Origin of the sequence: Flavobacterium rhizophilum, assembly GCF_046000485.1 — a bacterium.
Taxonomy (GTDB): Bacteria; Bacteroidota; Bacteroidia; order Flavobacteriales; family Flavobacteriaceae; genus Flavobacterium; species Flavobacterium rhizophilum.
Map to the genome: position 1 here is coordinate 115,723 of NZ_JBELQB010000007.1, position 16,874 is coordinate 132,596.

Genomic DNA, 16,874 nt, shown 5'->3' on the forward strand with positions numbered 1-16,874 from the left:
ATGAAATATTTTAAGCTTTTGGTTTTTGCCTTCCTTCTTTTGTCAGGATATGAGTCTATGGCACAATATGGTTACGGCAGTTACTACGATCCTTATTATGGTTCAGGCTACAGGCCGGGTGTAGACAGAAGGATAGATACCCAAAGAAACAAAAAAAGCATCAGGAAGAATAAGGATGAAAAACCTAAAGACCTATCAGTGCTAATGTCTGACTATTTAGCTAAGGAGCTTAAACTGGATGATTTCCAAAAAGCCGCAGTTAAATCAGTTTATGATGAGCGTAAGGATGAAATACTTGCTCTTTCACAAAATCAGGTCGATACAAGAGATGTTATAACTGATAAATTCAGGATAATAAGTGAAGAAATAGATAAAGAGATTTTCCCTTTACTTTCTGAAGAACAAAAAACAGCTTATCAAAAAATTATAGACGAGCGTGATAAGAAATAATCACTCATTTATAACTTACAATATAAGAAGCCCGTATTCACGTAAAGTGTTTACGGGTTTACTATACCAAAACAGTTCAAAATCGTCCATCCCTTCGGCTTCATAATTTTGTTTTACCTGCTGGAATCCCAGTACCTTATTTTCAGGATTTACAGTAATCTCTCTTAACAACTTCACTAACCACTCTCCCTGCTCACGATTTACCTGTATACTATAACTTTCCTTTTTATCATGAAAGGTCAATGAGGCAGTTTCAAAAGTTCTCCCTTTTTTATTTTTGGTAAAGTAAGACACTGTAGGCTTACCCCCTATCCATACCACTTTTGCAGTAGGCTTAACGGTAAACGTATCATCTTCATGAAGTACATTATGTATATAATCCTCATTTACCTTAGTACGCGGTACCTTAAACTCAAACCAATCCTGCAACGGATAGTCAAAACAGATACCATGCATAAAATTGAACAGTGATTTTTTTAGTCCGTAACTAAATTTATCGTGGTTAGTTCCGGTTTTGTCAATATGTACAATATCGTTATTAGCAAAAGTACCTATTGTTTCGTTTTCCTTTATTACGCCAAACTTTTCGGGATACATCCCTACAGGACTATGAGCCGTCATGGCAAACTGATGCCAAAACCCTGACTGTAATATCCCTAACTCAAACATCTGCCTCACCATTTCTAGCGAATCAATAGTTTCCTGAGCCGTTTGTGTAGGGAAACCGTACATTAAGTAAGCATGTACCATAATGCCGGCCTCGGTAAAGTTTCGTGTAACCCTGGCCACCTGAGCTACGGTTACGCCTTTTTGAATTAGTTCCAGCAATCTGTCGGAAGCCACTTCAAGTCCGCCCGAAACCGCTATACAACCCGATGCTTTTAACAGTCGGCACAAATCAGCCGTAAAGCTTTTTTCAAAACGGATATTGGTCCACCATGTTACTGCCAGTTTCCTTCGGATAATTTCCAGTGCCAGTTCACGCATTAATGCCGGCGGTGCGGCTTCGTCTACAAAATGGAAACCGTTTTGCCCAGTTTGCTTCACCATTTCTTCCATACGGTCTACCAGCAGTTTAGCAGCAATAGGTTCGTATATCTTTATATAGTCTAATGATATATCACAAAATGTACATTTACCCCAATAGCAACCGTGTGCCATGGTAAGTTTATTCCACCTGCCGTCACTCCACATGCGGTGCATAGGGTTTACAATCTCTATAACCGAAATATAATCGTCCAGTAATAAATCAGAATAATCAGGAGTACCTACCTCACTTTGTTTGTAGTCCCTACATCCTGAATTATCTAAATAAGTAACCTCTCCCTCGATTAAAGCAAAAGTACGTTTCAGTTGGTTTACATCTCTTTTCCCTTCAAGATGCTCCACAAGGCATTCCACCGGAGCCTCTCCGTCATCAAGAGTAATGAAGTCAAAAAACTCCATTACACGGGTATCAGTAAGCGAACGCAATTCGGTATTTGGGAAACCGCCTCCCATACTCACTTTTGCATCAGGAAATATTTTTTTGATGTACTGCGCACTCCTAAAAGCCGAATATAGATTCCCCGGGAACGGTACCGAAAAACCAACCAACATAGGGTTAGTATCCCGCATACGCTGGTGCAGTAAATCTATAAGCAGTTCGTCGATATAAGTATAAGGCTGTTGCAGGCTACCGTAAAGTTCATCAAACGAATTAGCCGAACGTCCCAGTCGTTCCGCATAACGGCTAAACCCAAAATGGGGGTCTATACAATCCACAATCAGGTCAGATATATCTTCAAGGTAAAGCGTTGCAAGATGCTTGGCCTTATCCTGAGTTCCCATACTACCAAAAGCCCAATCCAGTTCCTCAAGCTGTGCAAAGCGTGAAGCCTCAGGCAGGAAATCTTCCTGACATATAAGATGGGAAAGCGTAGGGTTTTTCCCTTGCAGAAACAGCATTACCGCATCAATAGTTTTAAGGTACTCGTCCTTAAGTGCAATAATACGTTCTGAATTGGCAGATGGTTGCAGGCTTCCTGTCTCCAGTCCCTCCTCTATACGGGTAAAAAGATTTGCCAGTCCCTGTTTTGAGAAAAGTTTTAATATCACCTCAATACCTAAATCGGCCTGAACACAGCTAATACCTTTAGTATTAAGGAATCCCTTAAGGTATGCGGTAGCCGGATAAGGCGTATTAAGCTGGGTAAAAGGCGGTGTTATTAATAATACTTTAGTACTCAAAACAGTAATGGTTTAGCCTGCAAAAGTAGGAGATATTTTTGGTTTTTTATTTTTATTACACTCCCTAATTTAAGTATATTTACTTAAACCAACCGCAAATGAAAACCATGTTATTACAATCCAGGTTCAAAATACAGTCGTTGCTTATCCTTTTGGCATTAAGCCTGTCGTTTATCTCCTGTAAAGTTCAGCTCGTTGCTCCTTATGATGACGGAATGGTACAACAGATTGAAACCACTGCAAAAGAGATAGACCGCTTTTACCTTATTATGCTTGAAGTTACAGCAGAAGAAGAAAACGGAAGAGCTTACGCAATATTCCAGGAGCAGTACATTAACTTTGAAGTAGAGTTGAACTCACTACTCACAAAAAACAAAGTGAAGCCTGTTAACGAACACTCTGCAAGGATATGTGAAATCACACTACAGCTATGGAGGAAATACAAAGCCGAACACAAAGAGCAGGACTATTTAAGTGACGGCGAAATCAAACTGAACCGTAAAACCTTTGATGACCTGTTCTTCGCTATGCTTTCGGCTGAAAAAGGAAAACAAATTGCAAACAATCCACCCGAATAAAAATGACAAATCTACAAACCAACGACCCTATATTTGACATCAACGAAGTATTGGCTCAAATGCTGGGCACCGTTAAAGATACGGTAACAGACAACTGGGAAGAAGTAAAATCAGTAGCTAACGAGTTTTTAAACCGACGTAAGGAAAGACTGGAACTTTTAGCAGAACTTACCCTTACAGGCGACCTTCCTATAGAAAAGCTTAAATCAAGACTGGAAGATGAAAAACTTGTTTTTGAAGCCGAACTGCATGCTATAGCCATAATATCTAAAGCCATAGCCCAAAAAGCGGCTAATGCTGCACTGGATGTTCTTTACAATGCCATCAAAAAAATATTTGAGATTAAATTGTAATGTAATGAATAGCTTTGACAGCTATGCCTTTAATGGCAGTTATTTTAAAAAGACCTAAAAAATAATGGACAAAGAAACAGTAAATTATATTTTAGAACACTTCTCCAACCTACTTACAGAAAAAGAAGCACTCGCCCTAAAGCATTGTAATTATTTACATACTGTTGATCATAAACCCACCCCTGAAAAAAGAAAAAATTTACTGGAAATGGGTGTTCTAACCGAGGATCCTGAGACTTTAAAACTCCTTAATATCGGGTATGAAAACTTTAGGAGTAAATCAGCCCATAGGATAGTCGATGAAAACAAAGATATTCAGTTTTTCAACAACTGCCCAAAATGCGGAAAAAGGGCACGTACTCCGCGAGCTAAAATATGCCCACATTGCTTTCATAACTGGCATAATCAATAATACAGTTTGTATTCCTTTTTTCCCTAACTTTACAGGAAAATAAATTACTACAATGCCGTCAGACTGTATTAGCTTCCAAAGTTCAGGATATTTCACCCCGCTTATTACCGATTACCTTAACCAAAAAGAAAACCTGAAGCCGTTATACAACCGCTTCCCTACCCTGCAAAACTTTAAGCAGCAATTACAGGAAAAACAGCAAAACTACAGTAGTGATTCACGCAGTGTTTTATTCAATGCTTTAGAAAAACAATATGCAGGCTTCAATACTACCGAAGCTACAAAACATAACCTTGATTTACTAAAACAGGAAAACACCTTTACCATAACCACAGGCCATCAGCTAAACCTGTTTACTGGTCCGCTTTACTTTTTATATAAAATTGTAAGCACTATAAACCTAAGCAAACAGCTTAGCGAAACCTACCCTGAGTACAACTTTGTACCGGTATACTGGATGGCTACCGAAGATCATGACTTTGACGAAATAAATTACTTTAACTTTAAGGATAAAAAAATAAGCTGGAACAGGGAAAGCACTGGTCCGGTAGGGAGATTATCTACCTTGGGACTTGAAGCTGTGTTAGAGGTTTTTGAAAAAGAGCTTGGCCCGGGTAACAATGCTGCATGGCTAAAAGAACTTTTTAGTGAAGCCTATATAAAACACAGCAACCTTGCCGATGCGACCCGCTTTCTGGCAAATGAAATATTCGGTAAAAACGGACTGGTAATTATTGACGGAGACAGCGCTAACCTGAAAAGACTGTTTACCCCGCATGTTAAGGAAGAGCTTTTAAACCAAACATCGCATACTAAAGTAGCCGAAACAGCCGATAACCTTACAGATTATAATATACAGGTAAACCCAAGGGAAATAAACCTCTTTTATATAGAAGATAACATAAGAGAACGTATCATTTTACAGGATGGCGTTTACTATATAAACAATACCGAGATTCAATTTAGCGAAGCAGAAATACTGGCATTACTGGAAACTAACCCGGAGAAGTTTAGCCCTAATGTAATTATGCGTCCGCTTTATGAAGAAGTAATACTGCCTAACCTATGTTATATAGGCGGAGGCGGAGAACTTGCTTACTGGCTGGAACTTAAATCCTATTTTGAGTCGGCAGGAGTTACTTTCCCTATGCTGTTATTGCGTAACTCTGTACTGATTGCCACCGAAAAGCAAGCCGAAAAACTGGACAGGCTTAACCTAAGCTGGGCCGATGTATTTATGAAACAGGATAAGCTTGTAAATAAAAAAACGGTAGAATTTTCAGACCTAAGCCTTGACTTTAGTGAGCAAAGAGAGTTTTTACAGCAACAGTTCGCCAAACTTCATGCTATGGCAACCAAAACAGATGCTACTTTTGGAGGAGCTGTAAAAGCACAGGAAACAAAACAGTTAAAGGGGCTTGACAATTTAGAGAAAAAACTCCGCAGGGCAGAAAAACACAATCATGCCGATAAGCTGGAGCGTATAACCGAAATTCAAAACGAACTGTTCCCGGGCAGGAGCCTGCAGGAACGAAAAGCCAACTTCTCTCAGTTTTACCTGGAGTACGATGGTAAACTTATTGACAAACTGTTTAGTAGCCTTAAACCACTGGAACACGACTTTAATATAGTTGTGCTGTAAAAAAGTAAAAAACATTAATAATTTATTAAAGTTATTAATGTAAAAACTACTACTTTTGCACAAAATTTAAAAAGACTATGGCAACTAACAGGACATTTACAATGATTAAGCCGGATGCTGTTGAAAACGGACACATCGGTGGTATTTTATCTATGATAACTGAAGCTGGTTTCAGAATCGTTTCTCTGAAATTAACTCAACTTACTTTAGCTGATGCTCAGGCATTTTATGCAGTACACAAAGAAAGACCTTTCTTTGGTGAACTAGTTGAATTCATGACAAGAGGACCAATCGTAGCTGCTATCCTTGAGAAAGATAATGCTGTTGAAGATTTCAGAGCATTAATTGGTGCTACTAACCCAGCTGACGCTGCAGAAGGTACTATCCGTAAAAAATATGCTACTTCTGTTGGTGAGAATGCAGTTCACGGTTCAGACAGCGATGAGAACGCTGCTATCGAGAGCAACTTCCATTTTGCAGGAAGAGAGCAGTTCTAATAACTATCCTGAACTGACAACATATAAAAAAAGCCGCTTTATAAGCGGCTTTTTGTTTATCTCAATATTACTTCTTTAATTATTTCCCTTCCCATTTCCTCATTAATCATTTTAACGATTTTTTCCTTACCATAGCTAAGCTCTTCCCTCAACACTGCCGATGTTAACTCTACATAAAGCGTAGTACCCTTTAGCATTATCTCACGGGTATAGTTATTTACACCATTACCCATAAGGTTTTTCCATGCATCCCTAACATCTATCTTATCCATACCCTTTTGCAGATTATTAGACTCAATAAACTGTTTAAGCACATCGCTTACCGAATTGTAATCGTTTAATCGTTTTGCCATTATTTCTTATTAGTAAAAGGTTTCTCTCTTTTATAATGATATTCTATATCCTGTTCATTTTTAACAACAAGCTTCTCCTCATTTACCTCAAGTATCTGCTCCTTCCACTCAGCATGCTCGGTTTTGTAGGCAATATAGGTTTTGTTGTCTTCTTCTGTAATAGTCATTTTCTCACGAAGACCATTAGTCCTGTAGCCCCCCTCTAGCAAAGGCATTACCTTTTGACGAAAACCTTCTTCACCACTCAGCATAAAAAAGTCAATTGTTGGGTTTACTTTATATTCCTTCTTCTCTCCGTCGGGCATTACAACTTCTTCAATTTCCCAGTAACCGTTTAATTTTTTTAAATCGGCCTTCTCAATTTTTTGCGAACATGATATAGCAGCAATCGCTACAAATAAAAAAAGGTATAATTTTTTCATGATTAGTTTTTAGTTATTAACAAGCAAATTTAAGCATTTAAAAATGTCTGCAAATTTTAAAACACGAGTTTAACGAAAACAAGTATTTAATATCTTTAGCATCAGTTACTATAACCGTATGAAAAAATTATCACTTATAGCATTAAGCTCATTTTTGTTTTTTGCCTGTAGCTCATCTGACGATAGTGAAGCCGAATCTGGAGGAACAACTAACCCTCCGGTAGAGGAAGCCATGTATTTCCCTGATAACGGAACCGATAATTGGGAAACCAAGTCACCCGCCACACTGGAGTGGAATGAAAGTAATATTCCGGCACTACTGGAATTTCTGGAAACCAAAAACACCAAATCCTTTATGATACTGGTTAACGGCCGTATTGTAATGGAAAACTATTTTAACGGACATACAGCAACAACTCCTTGGTATTGGGCCAGTGCAGGTAAAACCCTTACGGCAACATTAACAGGCATAGCCGAACAGGAAGGGTTTATTAATACTAATAATAAAGTCTCCGATTATTTAGGCACAGGATGGACGAGTGCAACGTTAGACAAAGAAAATCTTATTACATGCAGGCATTTACTAACCATGACATCCGGACTGGATGATTCATTGGGGGACGATGTTTCTCCCGCCAACCTACAATACATTGCAGATGCCGGTACACGATGGGCTTATCATAATGAATATGTAAAACTACAGGATGTTGTAGCCCAAGCTACCGAACAATCATGGAACACCTATTTTAATAGCAAACTAAGAGATCCTATAGGAATGACAGGTACCTGGTTGGAAAGCGGAGAAGACCTTAGTGTATACTGGAGTACCACCCGTAGCATGGCACGCTTTGGCCTACTGGCACTTAATAATGGTAAATGGAAAGAGACACAAATTATAAACAGCAGCTATTTCAACAGTGCCATAAATACTTCACAGGAAATCAATAAATCCTACGGATATCTATGGTGGTTAAACGGAAAGGAAAGCTACCACCTACCACAAACACAGTTTGAGTTTAACGGTCCGGTTATACCATCGGGACCAACAGATATGTACATGGCACTGGGAAAAAATGACCAGAAAATTTATGTGATTCCGTCTAAAAAAATGGTAGTCATACGAATGGGTAATGCTGCCGATGGTGAAAATTTTGCACTATCGGGCTTTGACAATGAGCTTTGGCAAAAAATAAACGCCGTTATAGAGTAAAAAAAAGAGCCGCTTATAAAGCGGCTCTTTTTCTTTTTATAAAAATGTATATTTAAAATTCAGTCCTAATTTACTGAATTTATAATTACTGTTATAATCTACAACTTCCCTTGGAGTATCGTATCTTACTTCTACACCCATTTTATCTGAAAGAGCATAACCAAACCCAACACTCAGGTAAAAATTATGTGCTAAATCATACTTTGTTATAGACCCCACAAAATACTCTCCTGTTCCATACCTGGTTTTCACTAACTCTCCCGAGGCAAAGCCCATCCCAAAACCTGCATCAAGAAACAATCCTTTATTGTTTTTATTTTCGTTAAAATAATATCTCGGACCTAAAACAATACTAAAATAACTAACATCCAGCTTAGACTCTTCTGCAAGCCTATCTGTACTGGCAGAAGGTGTGATTGTTTCAAGTTCGGATGCCAACATTGCATACTCAAGTCTTAAAAAGCCTCCTAAATTACCTGAAGATGTCACAACAACAACCTCAGCTCCTATGTTAAGTCCGAAACCGCTATCATTACCACTTCCTCCTTGTGTTTTTGTAGAGAGCATATTAAGCGTAGGACCCGCATAACCATTTACTGAGAGTTCAATTTTTGAAGTCACTTTGTTTTCATACACTGCATAAGCTCCTTTATGACATTCATTGTAGGCTACAAATACTTTTTTAAGAGAGCTTTCGGTATAACTTAAAGAATTATAGTTAATATCAGAATCATCACATCTAACATTATTATACAAATCCTGTTTATAAGTAATATTCTCTTTTACATCGCTATTATTAAAAAAGTATTTTTTGTACACTAACTGACTCAGTCTTATTTGTTTTGAATTTATCTCGTAAAAAAATTTATTTTCTCCGTTATAAATACAAGAATACAAAGAAGCATCCCCATCTACTATTACATTAAGGAACAATGTTGCTTTTTGCCAGTCGGGATCTTTGAAATTAGAATAAAATTTTACAGATGAAGATCGTGATCTATCCACTTCAACTGTTTTCTTAATTATTCTGGTGCGATTATCAATACCATACTCTTTTATCGTTTGAAGCTCTAATTTTTCAAAAGACTCTGAATCATCTTTTCTAAATTCAATGTCATTTGGATTTGAAAAATTATCCGACTTAAAATAGCCGTTAATTCTCACATCGCCATTAGTAACATAATAGCCTTTATTTTCTTGGGAATAAGAAGTTACAGTGGCAAAGAAAAATGCCACCAACAGAACGTAAAATTTCATTTGTTTGTAAGGTGATTAATTGATTAATATTGGTTTATTTGGTTTTTATTTAAAGAACGAATCTACAAATTCATATTTATTAAATACCTGTAAATCCTCTATCCCTTCACCAACACCAATATATTTTACAGGTATCTGGAACTGGTCTGATATACCAATTACAACTCCTCCCTTGGCAGTACCGTCAAGTTTAGTAACTGCAAGCGAAGTAACCTCTGTAGCAGCCGTAAACTGCTTAGCCTGTTCAAAAGCATTTTGCCCGGTTGAACCATCCAGCACAAGTAACACATCATGCGGAGCATCGCCCACTACCTTTTGCATTACCCTTTTTACTTTAGAAAGCTCGTTCATTAGGTTTACTTTATTGTGTAACCTTCCGGCTGTATCTATAATTACAACATCGGCACCCTGAGTAACGGCCGACTGTAATGTATCAAAAGCAACAGAAGCAGGATCGCTACCCATTTGCTGCTTTACGATAGGAACACCTACCCTATCTGCCCAAACCTGTAACTGATCTATAGCAGCAGCCCTAAAGGTATCGGCAGCACCAAGTACTACTTTGTGCCCGGCTTTCTTAAACTGATATGCCAGCTTACCAATTGTGGTGGTTTTACCTACTCCATTCACTCCAACTACCATAAGCACATAAGGCTTTTTATTAGCAGGAACTTCAAAATCGGTAGCTTCACCTGTATTGGTTTCAGATAATAGTCCGGCAATCTCTTCCCTTAATATCTGGTTAAGCTCATCTGTACCCAGATATTTGTCTTTGGATACGCGCTCTTCAATACGCTCTATTATTTTTAGGGTAGTATTTACACCAACGTCAGACGATACAAGTATTTCCTCAAGGTTATCAAGTACCTCATCATCAACTTTAGATTTACCTGCAACAGCTTTTGACAGCTTAGAGAAGAAAGAAGTTTTTGTTTTCTCAAGCCCTTTATCTAAAGTCTCCTTCTTTTCAGAAGAAAATATTTTTTTAAAGAAGTTCATATGCTTTTAAGTCTCGTTTTTCCGATGGTAAATATAGAAAATAAAAAAGCTACTCCCGTTACTGAAAGTAGCTTTTCTATATATGTATTGGATTATTATTTCTTCTTTAGAAATTCATCCACAAGTTCTGGTGCCATAACAGCCTCAACAAATGTATAAGCTCCTGATTTTGGAGACTTTACCATTTTTATAGCTTTAGTAAGCCTTTTTGAAGATGTTTGTAACGTTGCTACGGTTTTCTTTGCCATGACGTATAATTATTTGATTTCTTTATGTACGGTTACTCTTTTAAGGATAGGGTTGAATTTTTTAATCTCTAGCCTGTCTGGAGTATTCTTTTTATTTTTAGTAGTAATATACCTAGAAGTTCCTGGTACACCTGAAGCTTTATGCTCAGTACACTCTAAAATTACCTGTATTCTGTTACCTTTCTTTGCCATCTTGCTATATATTTATTAGGTAAGGATATTATTTAATAAATCCATTAGCTTTAGCATCCTTAAGAACTGCAGCTAAACCTTTTTTATTAATCGTCTTGATAGTAGAAGCAGCCACCCTAAGAGTAATCCATCTGTCCTCTTCAGGAAGATAAAAACGCTTCTTCACTAAGTTTACACTAAACTTTCTTTTAGTCTTGTTCATCGCGTGGGAAACGTTATTTCCTACCATCGCTTTTTTACCAGTAAGGGCACAAACTCTTGACATTATTTATCGCTTTTATATCGTTATTCAAAATCAGGGTGCAAAGTAACAAAAAATAAAACTATTACACAAACAATATCAATCAGTTTTTTAAAATTTCCTGATAAATAATTTCCAAAGCTTTGTTTGCAGCACGTTCTATGACCTTTTCACGGGGTTGACCAAAGTCAAACTTCTCACTGTAAACCCCTTTTGGAGTAGCAATACCTATAAAAACAGTACCTACCTCTGCATCAGAATCTCCTTTTGTAGGACCGGCATTTCCGGTAGTGGCAACAGCATAATCAGTACCGAAAATTTTCTTTGCCTGAGATGCCATAGCTTCGGCCACCTTAGGGCTAACCACACTAAATATATCTATAAGCTGCTGGTCTATCTTCAGTATATTCACCTTGGCTTCGGTAGCATAAGCCACGGCACTACCCTTAAAATAGGCCGATGATCCCGGTTGTGTGGTTAACATTTGCGCAATCCTACCACCTGTACAGCTTTCGGCAGCCGATATGGTAAATTTCTTTTCGGTTAAAAGTTTAGCTAAAACTACTTCGAGAGTCTCATCTTCATCATAACCAACTATAATATCGCCTATGATTGCTTTTAGTTTTTCAGCTTCCTCTAAAATACTTTTGCGTAAAAAATCTTCATCTATACCCCTTGCAGTTAAGCGTAGCCTTACCCTACCCGGACTTGGCAGATAAGCCAGCCTGATAAACTCCGGAAGGTTATCTTCCCATTCCTCTATACGCTCGGCAATAAGGCTTTCGCCCTGCCCGTATGTAAGTATGGTTTTATGAACTATAAAAGGGCGTTTGAATTTTGAAATAAGCCTCAGGACAACCTCATTATCCATTAGGTATTTCATTTCATAAGGCACTCCCGGAAGAGATACAAAAACCGTATTTTGGTTTTCCATCCATATACCCGGCGCAGTACCTACCCTGTTAAACAGTACCGTACCTCTTGATGGCACCAACGCCTGATCTTTATTCATTTGTGAAGCCGGGCGCTTCATTACCTTTTCAATAAGCTCTGTTACATGTTCCAGTACAGCTTCATCTACCACCAGCTCATCATTAAAATACTCGCAAAGTGTTTTTTTGGTAATATCATCTTTTGTAGGCCCAAGCCCTCCTGTCATAATAACAAGATCTACGCGGTTTTGGAGTGATGCCAAAGTTTCCAGTATATGCTCGCGGTCATCACTTATGGAAAGCATCTCTATTACTTCTATGCCTATCTTATCTAATGATTTTGCTATAAAGGCCGAGTTAGTATCTACTATCTGCCCTATTAAAATCTCGTCGCCTACGGTAACAACTGCTGCTTTCATACTATATTAAAGGCTGTAATCTTTTTTTATCTCTTTAAGCGCGTGTTCTATTTTATCTTTAAGGCTTTTATATACCTCTTTGATTTCTTTTTTCTTACCCTCGCTCCTGCTCCATGTTTCTATAGCAAGTACGTCTTCATAAGCCAGGTCCATACCCAGCATATCCAGTGTAGGCTTTATTTTGTGTGCAGCGTGGTACACCATTTCATAATCCTTTTCTTTAAGTCCGCGCCTTATGTTTTTCACCTCCGGCGGAACCTCTTCTGTAAATAGTACCATTATTTGTTTTGCAAATTCCACATCGTTATCAGAAATCGCATAAACCTTAGATAAATTATAGTGTAATGCCATTATTTTACCTGTATCCTGAATATTTTTTTTCCTTCTATCGAACCTTCCAGCACATCATCCGGGTTTACTTTACCTACCCCTTCAGGCGTACCTGTAAATATAATATCTCCTTTTTTAAGCGTAAAGTACTGCGAAACATAGGCAATAAGTTCATCTATTTTCCATAGCATATTTTGCGTATTACCTTTTTGCACCACTTCACCGTTTTTAACAAGTTCAAAGTTAATATCATCTACCGAGGTAAACTCCGACTTATTAATAAACTCTTCTCCTATTACTGCCGAACCGTCAAACCCTTTGGCTTTTTCCCAAGGCAATCCTTTTTCCTTTAGTTTCGATTGCAGGTCACGGGCGGTAAAATCTATACCAAGCCCAATCTCGCTATAATACTTGTGGGCAAATTTAGCATCTATATACTTACCTACCTTATTAATTTTTACAAGTATTTCCACTTCATAATGCACATCGTTGCTAAACTCAGGGATAACAAAAGGAAACTTTCTTAGAACAGGTGCTGTATCCGGCTTTAAAAAAATAACCGGCTCTTCCGGCCTTTCGTTTGCAAGCTCCTCTATATGGCGGGCATAATTCCTGCCAATGCAGATTATTTTCATTCTTGTAACGTTATCTAAACGGGGATTATTTTATACTAATTTATTGTTTAATTTTCTCAATTTAATAGCAGTAAGCACTTTTTTTGTATACAGAGGAAAATCGGCGTTTTGTATCCACCCGAAATAACCCGGTTCTTTTTCCAGTATTTCTTCCACTTTTGCCCCCTTATGCTTACCAAAGGTAAATATCTCGTTTCCGTCGTCGTCCAGCGCAATAAAACCGGCAAAATCAACCGCTTTTTTACGCGTGGTAAATTCCGAAAGCAATTTCATATCATTCTCTAAATCGTCATATCTGTCCAGTTGAGACTTAAGTATTTCGTATGTGGCATTCACATCAGCCTCAGCACTATGGGCATTTTCAAGTATTTGTCCGCAGTAAAATTTAAATGCCGCACTAAGGGTACGTTCCTCTTTTTTATGGAAAATGGTTTGCACATCTACCGTTACCCTGTTTTTCATATCAAAGTCTACATCGGCTCTAAGTAACTCTTCTGCCAGTAACGGAATATCAAATCGGTCGGAATTGTACCCTGCCAAATCAGAATCCTTAATCATATTATATACCTGATGTGAAAGCTCCTTGAAGGTAGGTTCGTTTGCCACCTTTGCGTCATCTATACCATGAAACGTGGTAGACTGTGGCGGTATAGGTCTTTCCGGGTTTACCAGCCACGTTTTACTTTCCTTGTTCCCGTTTGGGAATACCTTTAATATTGATATTTCAACTATTCTGTCTTTGGTTATATCTGTCCCTGTTGTTTCCAGATCAAAAAAACAGATAGGCCTGTTCAGTTTTAGTTCCATTTCTTTTATTTATTGTTGTGTTTTGTCGTCGCATTCCCACCTAAAGTCGGAAGTTTCATATCGTTTCTTTCTGTAATCAAAATGCCACCATTCATTATCATAGGGAGTAAATCCCGCTTCCTTCATAATATCACGCAGCTGTTTGCGGTTATTTTGGGCTTTCGCCGATATCTTATCGGAAATATAATAAGAAAGACTCGAAAAATCATCAAATTCATTCCCCATATCCAGTAAATTACCCTGATTATCTGCCAGAGACAAATCTACAGCAGCACCCCTGTTATGGTTTGAACCTTTACCCGGAGGTGCCACATATTTTGGATTGTTTACTATCTCAAACATCTTTTGCTGATACCCGTAAGGACGGTAGCAGTCAAAAATAACCAATTTCATGTTTTTTTGACTAGCCAGTGTGTTAGCTTTTTCTAAAGCTTCGGCTACTTCCGGCCTAAGGAAACATTTGGCACAGGGATAAATTTTCTGTCCCATAAAGTTCGCAGTATCGGCATAAGCCATTTTATTGACCATACCCTTAGCATCCATATTTATTTCCTTCCAGTCGCTGCTGTCTTTCATAACTAATTCCTGATGAAAATCGTTTGTGCGCTTTTGATCTGTAACCGTGCTTGTACCAAGCAGCAACAGCACCAAAACACCTAATATAGCCAAAATAGTTTTCACCGGTTTTTTGTTTTATATCACAAAGATAGGGAATTGAATTAATGACCAAAGACAAATAAAAAAGGGAGACAGAAAAAAACTGTCTCCCTTAGCACCGCATTGTTTAATCTTCCCGACTTCCGTCGTCTGCCATTCTTACCATTTTCGGGGTAAACTTAGCCACAACATCCACCAGGTCTTTTTGAGAGGCCATCACTGTATTGATGTCCTTATAAGCCATTGGCGCTTCATCTTTTCCGGCCCCGATAAGGGTCACGCCATGATCTTTAAGTACCTGCCTCATATCATCTCTTGTAATATTCTTAATGGCCTGCGTTCGGCTCATTAACCTTCCGGCACCGTGTGAGGCCGAATTAATTGCGTTTTCCTCACCTTTTCCTCTAACCAAAAATCCCGGCGCAGTCATACTTCCCGGTATAATACCCATAACACCTTTCCCTGCCGGAGTTGCTCCTTTACGGTGTACAATTACCTCTTCACCGTTTAAAATTTCCTTCCAGGCAAAATTATGATGATTCTCTACCTTAGCAAGCACTTTACCTCCTACAGCCCTCGTCATTTTATCGTGTATCACCTGATGACAGGCCGATGCATAATCTCCGGCAAGGTTCATGGCTATCCAGTATTCCATACCTTCCTGCGATTTCATATCAAGGTAAGCAAGGTTCTCTGCCTCTCTTGGCAGTTTACAAATGCTTTTTGCCAGTTTGGTATAATGCCCCGCAACAATACCTCCCAGTCCTCGCGAACCCGAATGTGTTAACAGGGCAAGGTATCTCCCTTTATCGATATTAAGCACCTCATCCCTTTGTTCAAACTCTATAATACCGAATTCAACAAAGTGGTTACCTCCACCCGATGTACCTAATTGTGACCAGGCCTTATCCTTTAAGCTTTTTAATAACGGATTCATATTGAACTCATCACGGTCAAGCACATCGTGATTTGCTTTTTCCTTACCCTTAAATCCCTGCCCGGCACCAAATTTAGACTGGGCAATAAGCTCCCTTTTAAATTTTGCCTGATTCTCCATAAAGAAACTTTCAGGGATATCATATACAGACAAAGCCATTCTACACCCAATATCTACACCTACACCATAAGGAATAATAGCATTTTTTGCAGCCAGCACACCACCAATCGGTAGTCCGTAACCCTGATGGGCATCGGGCATTAATGAACCTGCTACTGTTACCGGCAGCTTCATAGCCACTTTCATCTGGTCTTTTGCGCCTTCTTCAATATTCTGCTCTCCGTATATGGTATACCCGTTAGCATTTTCAACTAACGGAATCACTTCATCTTTTGGTTTATTGGCTTCTTCAATCATAGCCTGAGCCAGGCTTCCTAACGCTTTATCTTCAAGGAAACTTTCGGGAGTATCATTCAGGTTTTTCAGCAAAACCAATATCTCACCCTTATCCTGTGAAGCATATCTCTCGTTCACAAGGGTAAGAGCTGTCCCTAAAACTGCATTTTCTTTAAAACCGATGTTCAACAAATCGGTTCCGGTAATTAATCGTTCCATAATTTTATTATGTGTGCAAATAGATGCGTTTAAACTAAATTTATAATTTTTAAATAAAAAAAGAGGCAATAAGCGTAAAGTGACTGAATTTTTGGAGAAACGAAGTAACACTTAACAACGGCACTCTTTTATTAGCGGGGCTAAAGGCGTGAAGTGACCTGCGGGACTTGAACCCGCTTTAATCAACCGGACGAAGTAACACTTCCCTACGGTACCCGACAGATTTTAAAAGAACAAAGAAGCAAAAAGCGGCAAGAGAACGGGGCATGTCTAGCCGGAGTCGAACCGGATAACCTTGCCATATTAAAATGACTACGCTATTCCTCACCAAAGTTGTGACGAAGTATCTCTTACCTACGGCATCCTTTTTTCTTAAAACAGGGTTACAAACGAAAAGAGACTATTTTTCTTGCTCTACCGGACTGAGCTACATTTTACAATGACAGGATTCGAACCTGT

At 38.5% G+C, this 16,874-nt stretch carries 21 protein-coding genes; 7 read left to right on the forward strand and 14 right to left on the reverse strand.

Annotation, left to right across the window (positions count from 1 at the left end):
* Positions 1–450 (forward strand): hypothetical protein, encoded by a 450-nt coding sequence (locus ABS768_RS10660; protein WP_408074957.1) that lies wholly within the window; start codon positions 1–3, stop codon positions 448–450.
* Positions 451–465: 15 nt separating this feature from the next.
* Here the strand turns inward: ABS768_RS10660 and ABS768_RS10665 are convergent, their stop codons facing one another.
* Positions 466–2,679, reverse strand: a complete 2,214-nt coding sequence (locus ABS768_RS10665) for a B12-binding domain-containing radical SAM protein (RefSeq protein ID WP_408074958.1) — start codon at positions 2,677–2,679, stop codon at positions 466–468.
* Between the two features lie 98 nt (positions 2,680–2,777).
* On the opposite strand from ABS768_RS10665, the gene ABS768_RS10670 reads away from it, so the two are divergent.
* The 5 genes from ABS768_RS10670 (at position 2,778) to ABS768_RS10690 (ending at position 6,161) form a co-directional block, all read left to right on the forward strand.
* Positions 2,778–3,257 carry a hypothetical protein gene (locus ABS768_RS10670; protein ID WP_408074959.1) on the forward strand — a complete coding sequence of 160 codons (480 nt, stop codon included), beginning with the start codon at positions 2,778–2,780 and terminating at the stop codon, positions 3,255–3,257.
* Between the two features lie 2 nt (positions 3,258–3,259).
* Positions 3,260–3,610, forward strand: a complete 351-nt coding sequence (locus ABS768_RS10675; RefSeq protein WP_035132470.1) for a hypothetical protein — start codon at positions 3,260–3,262, stop codon at positions 3,608–3,610.
* Positions 3,611–3,674: 64 nt separating this feature from the next.
* Positions 3,675–4,022 (forward strand): hypothetical protein, encoded by a 348-nt coding sequence (locus tag ABS768_RS10680; RefSeq protein WP_408074960.1) that lies wholly within the window; start codon positions 3,675–3,677, stop codon positions 4,020–4,022.
* 52 nt (positions 4,023–4,074) lie between these two features.
* Positions 4,075–5,664: a bacillithiol biosynthesis cysteine-adding enzyme BshC gene (gene bshC, locus ABS768_RS10685; protein WP_408074961.1), complete on the forward strand. Its 1,590-nt coding sequence runs from the start codon at positions 4,075–4,077 to the stop codon at positions 5,662–5,664.
* Between the two features lie 77 nt (positions 5,665–5,741).
* Entirely contained in the window at positions 5,742–6,161 is a 420-nt protein-coding gene (locus tag ABS768_RS10690) for a nucleoside-diphosphate kinase (protein WP_035132464.1), read from the forward strand.
* 56 nt (positions 6,162–6,217) lie between these two features.
* Here ABS768_RS10690 and ABS768_RS10695 read toward each other — a convergent pair whose 3' ends face one another.
* Together ABS768_RS10695 and ABS768_RS10700 are read right to left on the reverse strand one after the other, a co-directional pair.
* Positions 6,218–6,514 carry a DUF721 domain-containing protein gene (locus tag ABS768_RS10695; protein ID WP_408074962.1) on the reverse strand — a complete coding sequence of 99 codons (297 nt, stop codon included), beginning with the start codon at positions 6,512–6,514 and terminating at the stop codon, positions 6,218–6,220.
* The gene (locus ABS768_RS10700) at positions 6,514–6,936 is read right to left on the reverse strand and encodes a hypothetical protein (RefSeq protein WP_408074963.1); all 423 of its coding nucleotides are present in this window, start codon (positions 6,934–6,936) and stop codon (positions 6,514–6,516) included. The genes ABS768_RS10695 and ABS768_RS10700 overlap by 1 nt, the downstream gene beginning before the upstream one ends.
* 118 nt (positions 6,937–7,054) lie before the next feature.
* On the opposite strand from ABS768_RS10700, the gene ABS768_RS10705 reads away from it, so the two are divergent.
* Positions 7,055–8,146: a serine hydrolase domain-containing protein gene (locus ABS768_RS10705; protein WP_408074964.1), complete on the forward strand. Its 1,092-nt coding sequence runs from the start codon at positions 7,055–7,057 to the stop codon at positions 8,144–8,146.
* A gap of 36 nt (positions 8,147–8,182) precedes the next feature.
* Here the strand turns inward: ABS768_RS10705 and ABS768_RS10710 are convergent, their stop codons facing one another.
* The 11 genes from ABS768_RS10710 to ABS768_RS10760 all read right to left on the reverse strand — a co-directional run bounded on the left by ABS768_RS10710 (position 8,183) and on the right by ABS768_RS10760 (position 16,415).
* A complete protein-coding gene (locus ABS768_RS10710) occupies positions 8,183–9,403 on the reverse strand; it encodes an outer membrane beta-barrel protein (protein ID WP_408074965.1) in 1,221 nt (406 codons plus the stop codon).
* Between the two features lie 45 nt (positions 9,404–9,448).
* Positions 9,449–10,402, reverse strand: a complete 954-nt coding sequence (ftsY, locus tag ABS768_RS10715) for a signal recognition particle-docking protein FtsY (RefSeq protein WP_408074966.1) — start codon at positions 10,400–10,402, stop codon at positions 9,449–9,451.
* A 95-nt stretch (positions 10,403–10,497) separates the two neighbouring features.
* Complete coding sequence (locus ABS768_RS10720; protein WP_084596023.1) at positions 10,498–10,650, reverse strand: DUF4295 domain-containing protein; 153 nt, start codon at positions 10,648–10,650, stop codon at positions 10,498–10,500.
* Positions 10,651–10,659: 9 nt separating this feature from the next.
* Positions 10,660–10,842: a 50S ribosomal protein L33 gene (gene rpmG, locus ABS768_RS10725; protein ID WP_026981158.1), complete on the reverse strand. Its 183-nt coding sequence runs from the start codon at positions 10,840–10,842 to the stop codon at positions 10,660–10,662.
* A 28-nt stretch (positions 10,843–10,870) separates the two neighbouring features.
* Entirely contained in the window at positions 10,871–11,107 is a 237-nt protein-coding gene (rpmB, locus tag ABS768_RS10730; protein ID WP_035132449.1) for a 50S ribosomal protein L28, read from the reverse strand.
* Between the two features lie 79 nt (positions 11,108–11,186).
* Positions 11,187–12,434, reverse strand: a complete 1,248-nt coding sequence (locus ABS768_RS10735) for a competence/damage-inducible protein A (RefSeq protein WP_408074967.1) — start codon at positions 12,432–12,434, stop codon at positions 11,187–11,189.
* Between the two features lie 6 nt (positions 12,435–12,440).
* Positions 12,441–12,785, reverse strand: a complete 345-nt coding sequence (locus tag ABS768_RS10740) for an Hpt domain-containing protein (RefSeq protein ID WP_408074968.1) — start codon at positions 12,783–12,785, stop codon at positions 12,441–12,443.
* On the reverse strand, positions 12,785–13,399 hold the full coding sequence (locus tag ABS768_RS10745) for a fumarylacetoacetate hydrolase family protein (RefSeq protein WP_408074969.1): 615 nt from the start codon (positions 13,397–13,399) through the stop codon (positions 12,785–12,787). The genes ABS768_RS10740 and ABS768_RS10745 overlap by 1 nt, the downstream gene beginning before the upstream one ends.
* 30 nt (positions 13,400–13,429) lie before the next feature.
* Complete coding sequence (locus ABS768_RS10750; protein WP_408074970.1) at positions 13,430–14,206, reverse strand: exonuclease domain-containing protein; 777 nt, start codon at positions 14,204–14,206, stop codon at positions 13,430–13,432.
* A gap of 9 nt (positions 14,207–14,215) precedes the next feature.
* Complete coding sequence (locus ABS768_RS10755) at positions 14,216–14,887, reverse strand: M15 family metallopeptidase (RefSeq protein WP_408074971.1); 672 nt, start codon at positions 14,885–14,887, stop codon at positions 14,216–14,218.
* 103 nt (positions 14,888–14,990) lie between these two features.
* Positions 14,991–16,415, reverse strand: coding sequence for an RtcB family protein (locus ABS768_RS10760; protein WP_408074972.1), 1,425 nt, complete (start codon positions 16,413–16,415; stop codon positions 14,991–14,993).
* Between the last annotated feature and the right edge of the window lie 459 nt (positions 16,416–16,874).

Bases quoted from the DNA above. Each gene is read 5' to 3' on its own strand.
- ABS768_RS10660 (WP_408074957.1), top strand. From the start codon at position 1: ATGAAATATTTTAAGCTTTTGGTTTTTGCCTTCCTTCTTTTGTCAGGA.
- ABS768_RS10670 (WP_408074959.1), top strand. From the start codon at position 2,778: ATGAAAACCATGTTATTACAATCCAGGTTCAAAATACAGTCGTTGCTT.
- ABS768_RS10675 (WP_035132470.1), top strand. From the start codon at position 3,260: ATGACAAATCTACAAACCAACGACCCTATATTTGACATCAACGAAGTA.
- ABS768_RS10680 (WP_408074960.1), top strand. From the start codon at position 3,675: ATGGACAAAGAAACAGTAAATTATATTTTAGAACACTTCTCCAACCTA.
- bshC (WP_408074961.1), top strand. From the start codon at position 4,075: ATGCCGTCAGACTGTATTAGCTTCCAAAGTTCAGGATATTTCACCCCG.
- ABS768_RS10690 (WP_035132464.1), top strand. From the start codon at position 5,742: ATGGCAACTAACAGGACATTTACAATGATTAAGCCGGATGCTGTTGAA.
- ABS768_RS10695 (WP_408074962.1), bottom strand. From the start codon at position 6,514: ATGGCAAAACGATTAAACGATTACAATTCGGTAAGCGATGTGCTTAAA.
- ABS768_RS10700 (WP_408074963.1), bottom strand. From the start codon at position 6,936: ATGAAAAAATTATACCTTTTTTTATTTGTAGCGATTGCTGCTATATCA.
- ABS768_RS10705 (WP_408074964.1), top strand. From the start codon at position 7,055: ATGAAAAAATTATCACTTATAGCATTAAGCTCATTTTTGTTTTTTGCC.
- ABS768_RS10710 (WP_408074965.1), bottom strand. From the start codon at position 9,403: ATGAAATTTTACGTTCTGTTGGTGGCATTTTTCTTTGCCACTGTAACT.
- ftsY (WP_408074966.1), bottom strand. From the start codon at position 10,402: ATGAACTTCTTTAAAAAAATATTTTCTTCTGAAAAGAAGGAGACTTTA.
- ABS768_RS10720 (WP_084596023.1), bottom strand. From the start codon at position 10,650: ATGGCAAAGAAAACCGTAGCAACGTTACAAACATCTTCAAAAAGGCTT.
- rpmG (WP_026981158.1), bottom strand. From the start codon at position 10,842: ATGGCAAAGAAAGGTAACAGAATACAGGTAATTTTAGAGTGTACTGAG.
- rpmB (WP_035132449.1), bottom strand. From the start codon at position 11,107: ATGTCAAGAGTTTGTGCCCTTACTGGTAAAAAAGCGATGGTAGGAAAT.
- ABS768_RS10735 (WP_408074967.1), bottom strand. From the start codon at position 12,434: ATGAAAGCAGCAGTTGTTACCGTAGGCGACGAGATTTTAATAGGGCAG.
- ABS768_RS10740 (WP_408074968.1), bottom strand. From the start codon at position 12,785: ATGGCATTACACTATAATTTATCTAAGGTTTATGCGATTTCTGATAAC.
- ABS768_RS10745 (WP_408074969.1), bottom strand. From the start codon at position 13,399: ATGAAAATAATCTGCATTGGCAGGAATTATGCCCGCCATATAGAGGAG.
- ABS768_RS10750 (WP_408074970.1), bottom strand. From the start codon at position 14,206: ATGGAACTAAAACTGAACAGGCCTATCTGTTTTTTTGATCTGGAAACA.
- ABS768_RS10760 (WP_408074972.1), bottom strand. From the start codon at position 16,415: ATGGAACGATTAATTACCGGAACCGATTTGTTGAACATCGGTTTTAAA.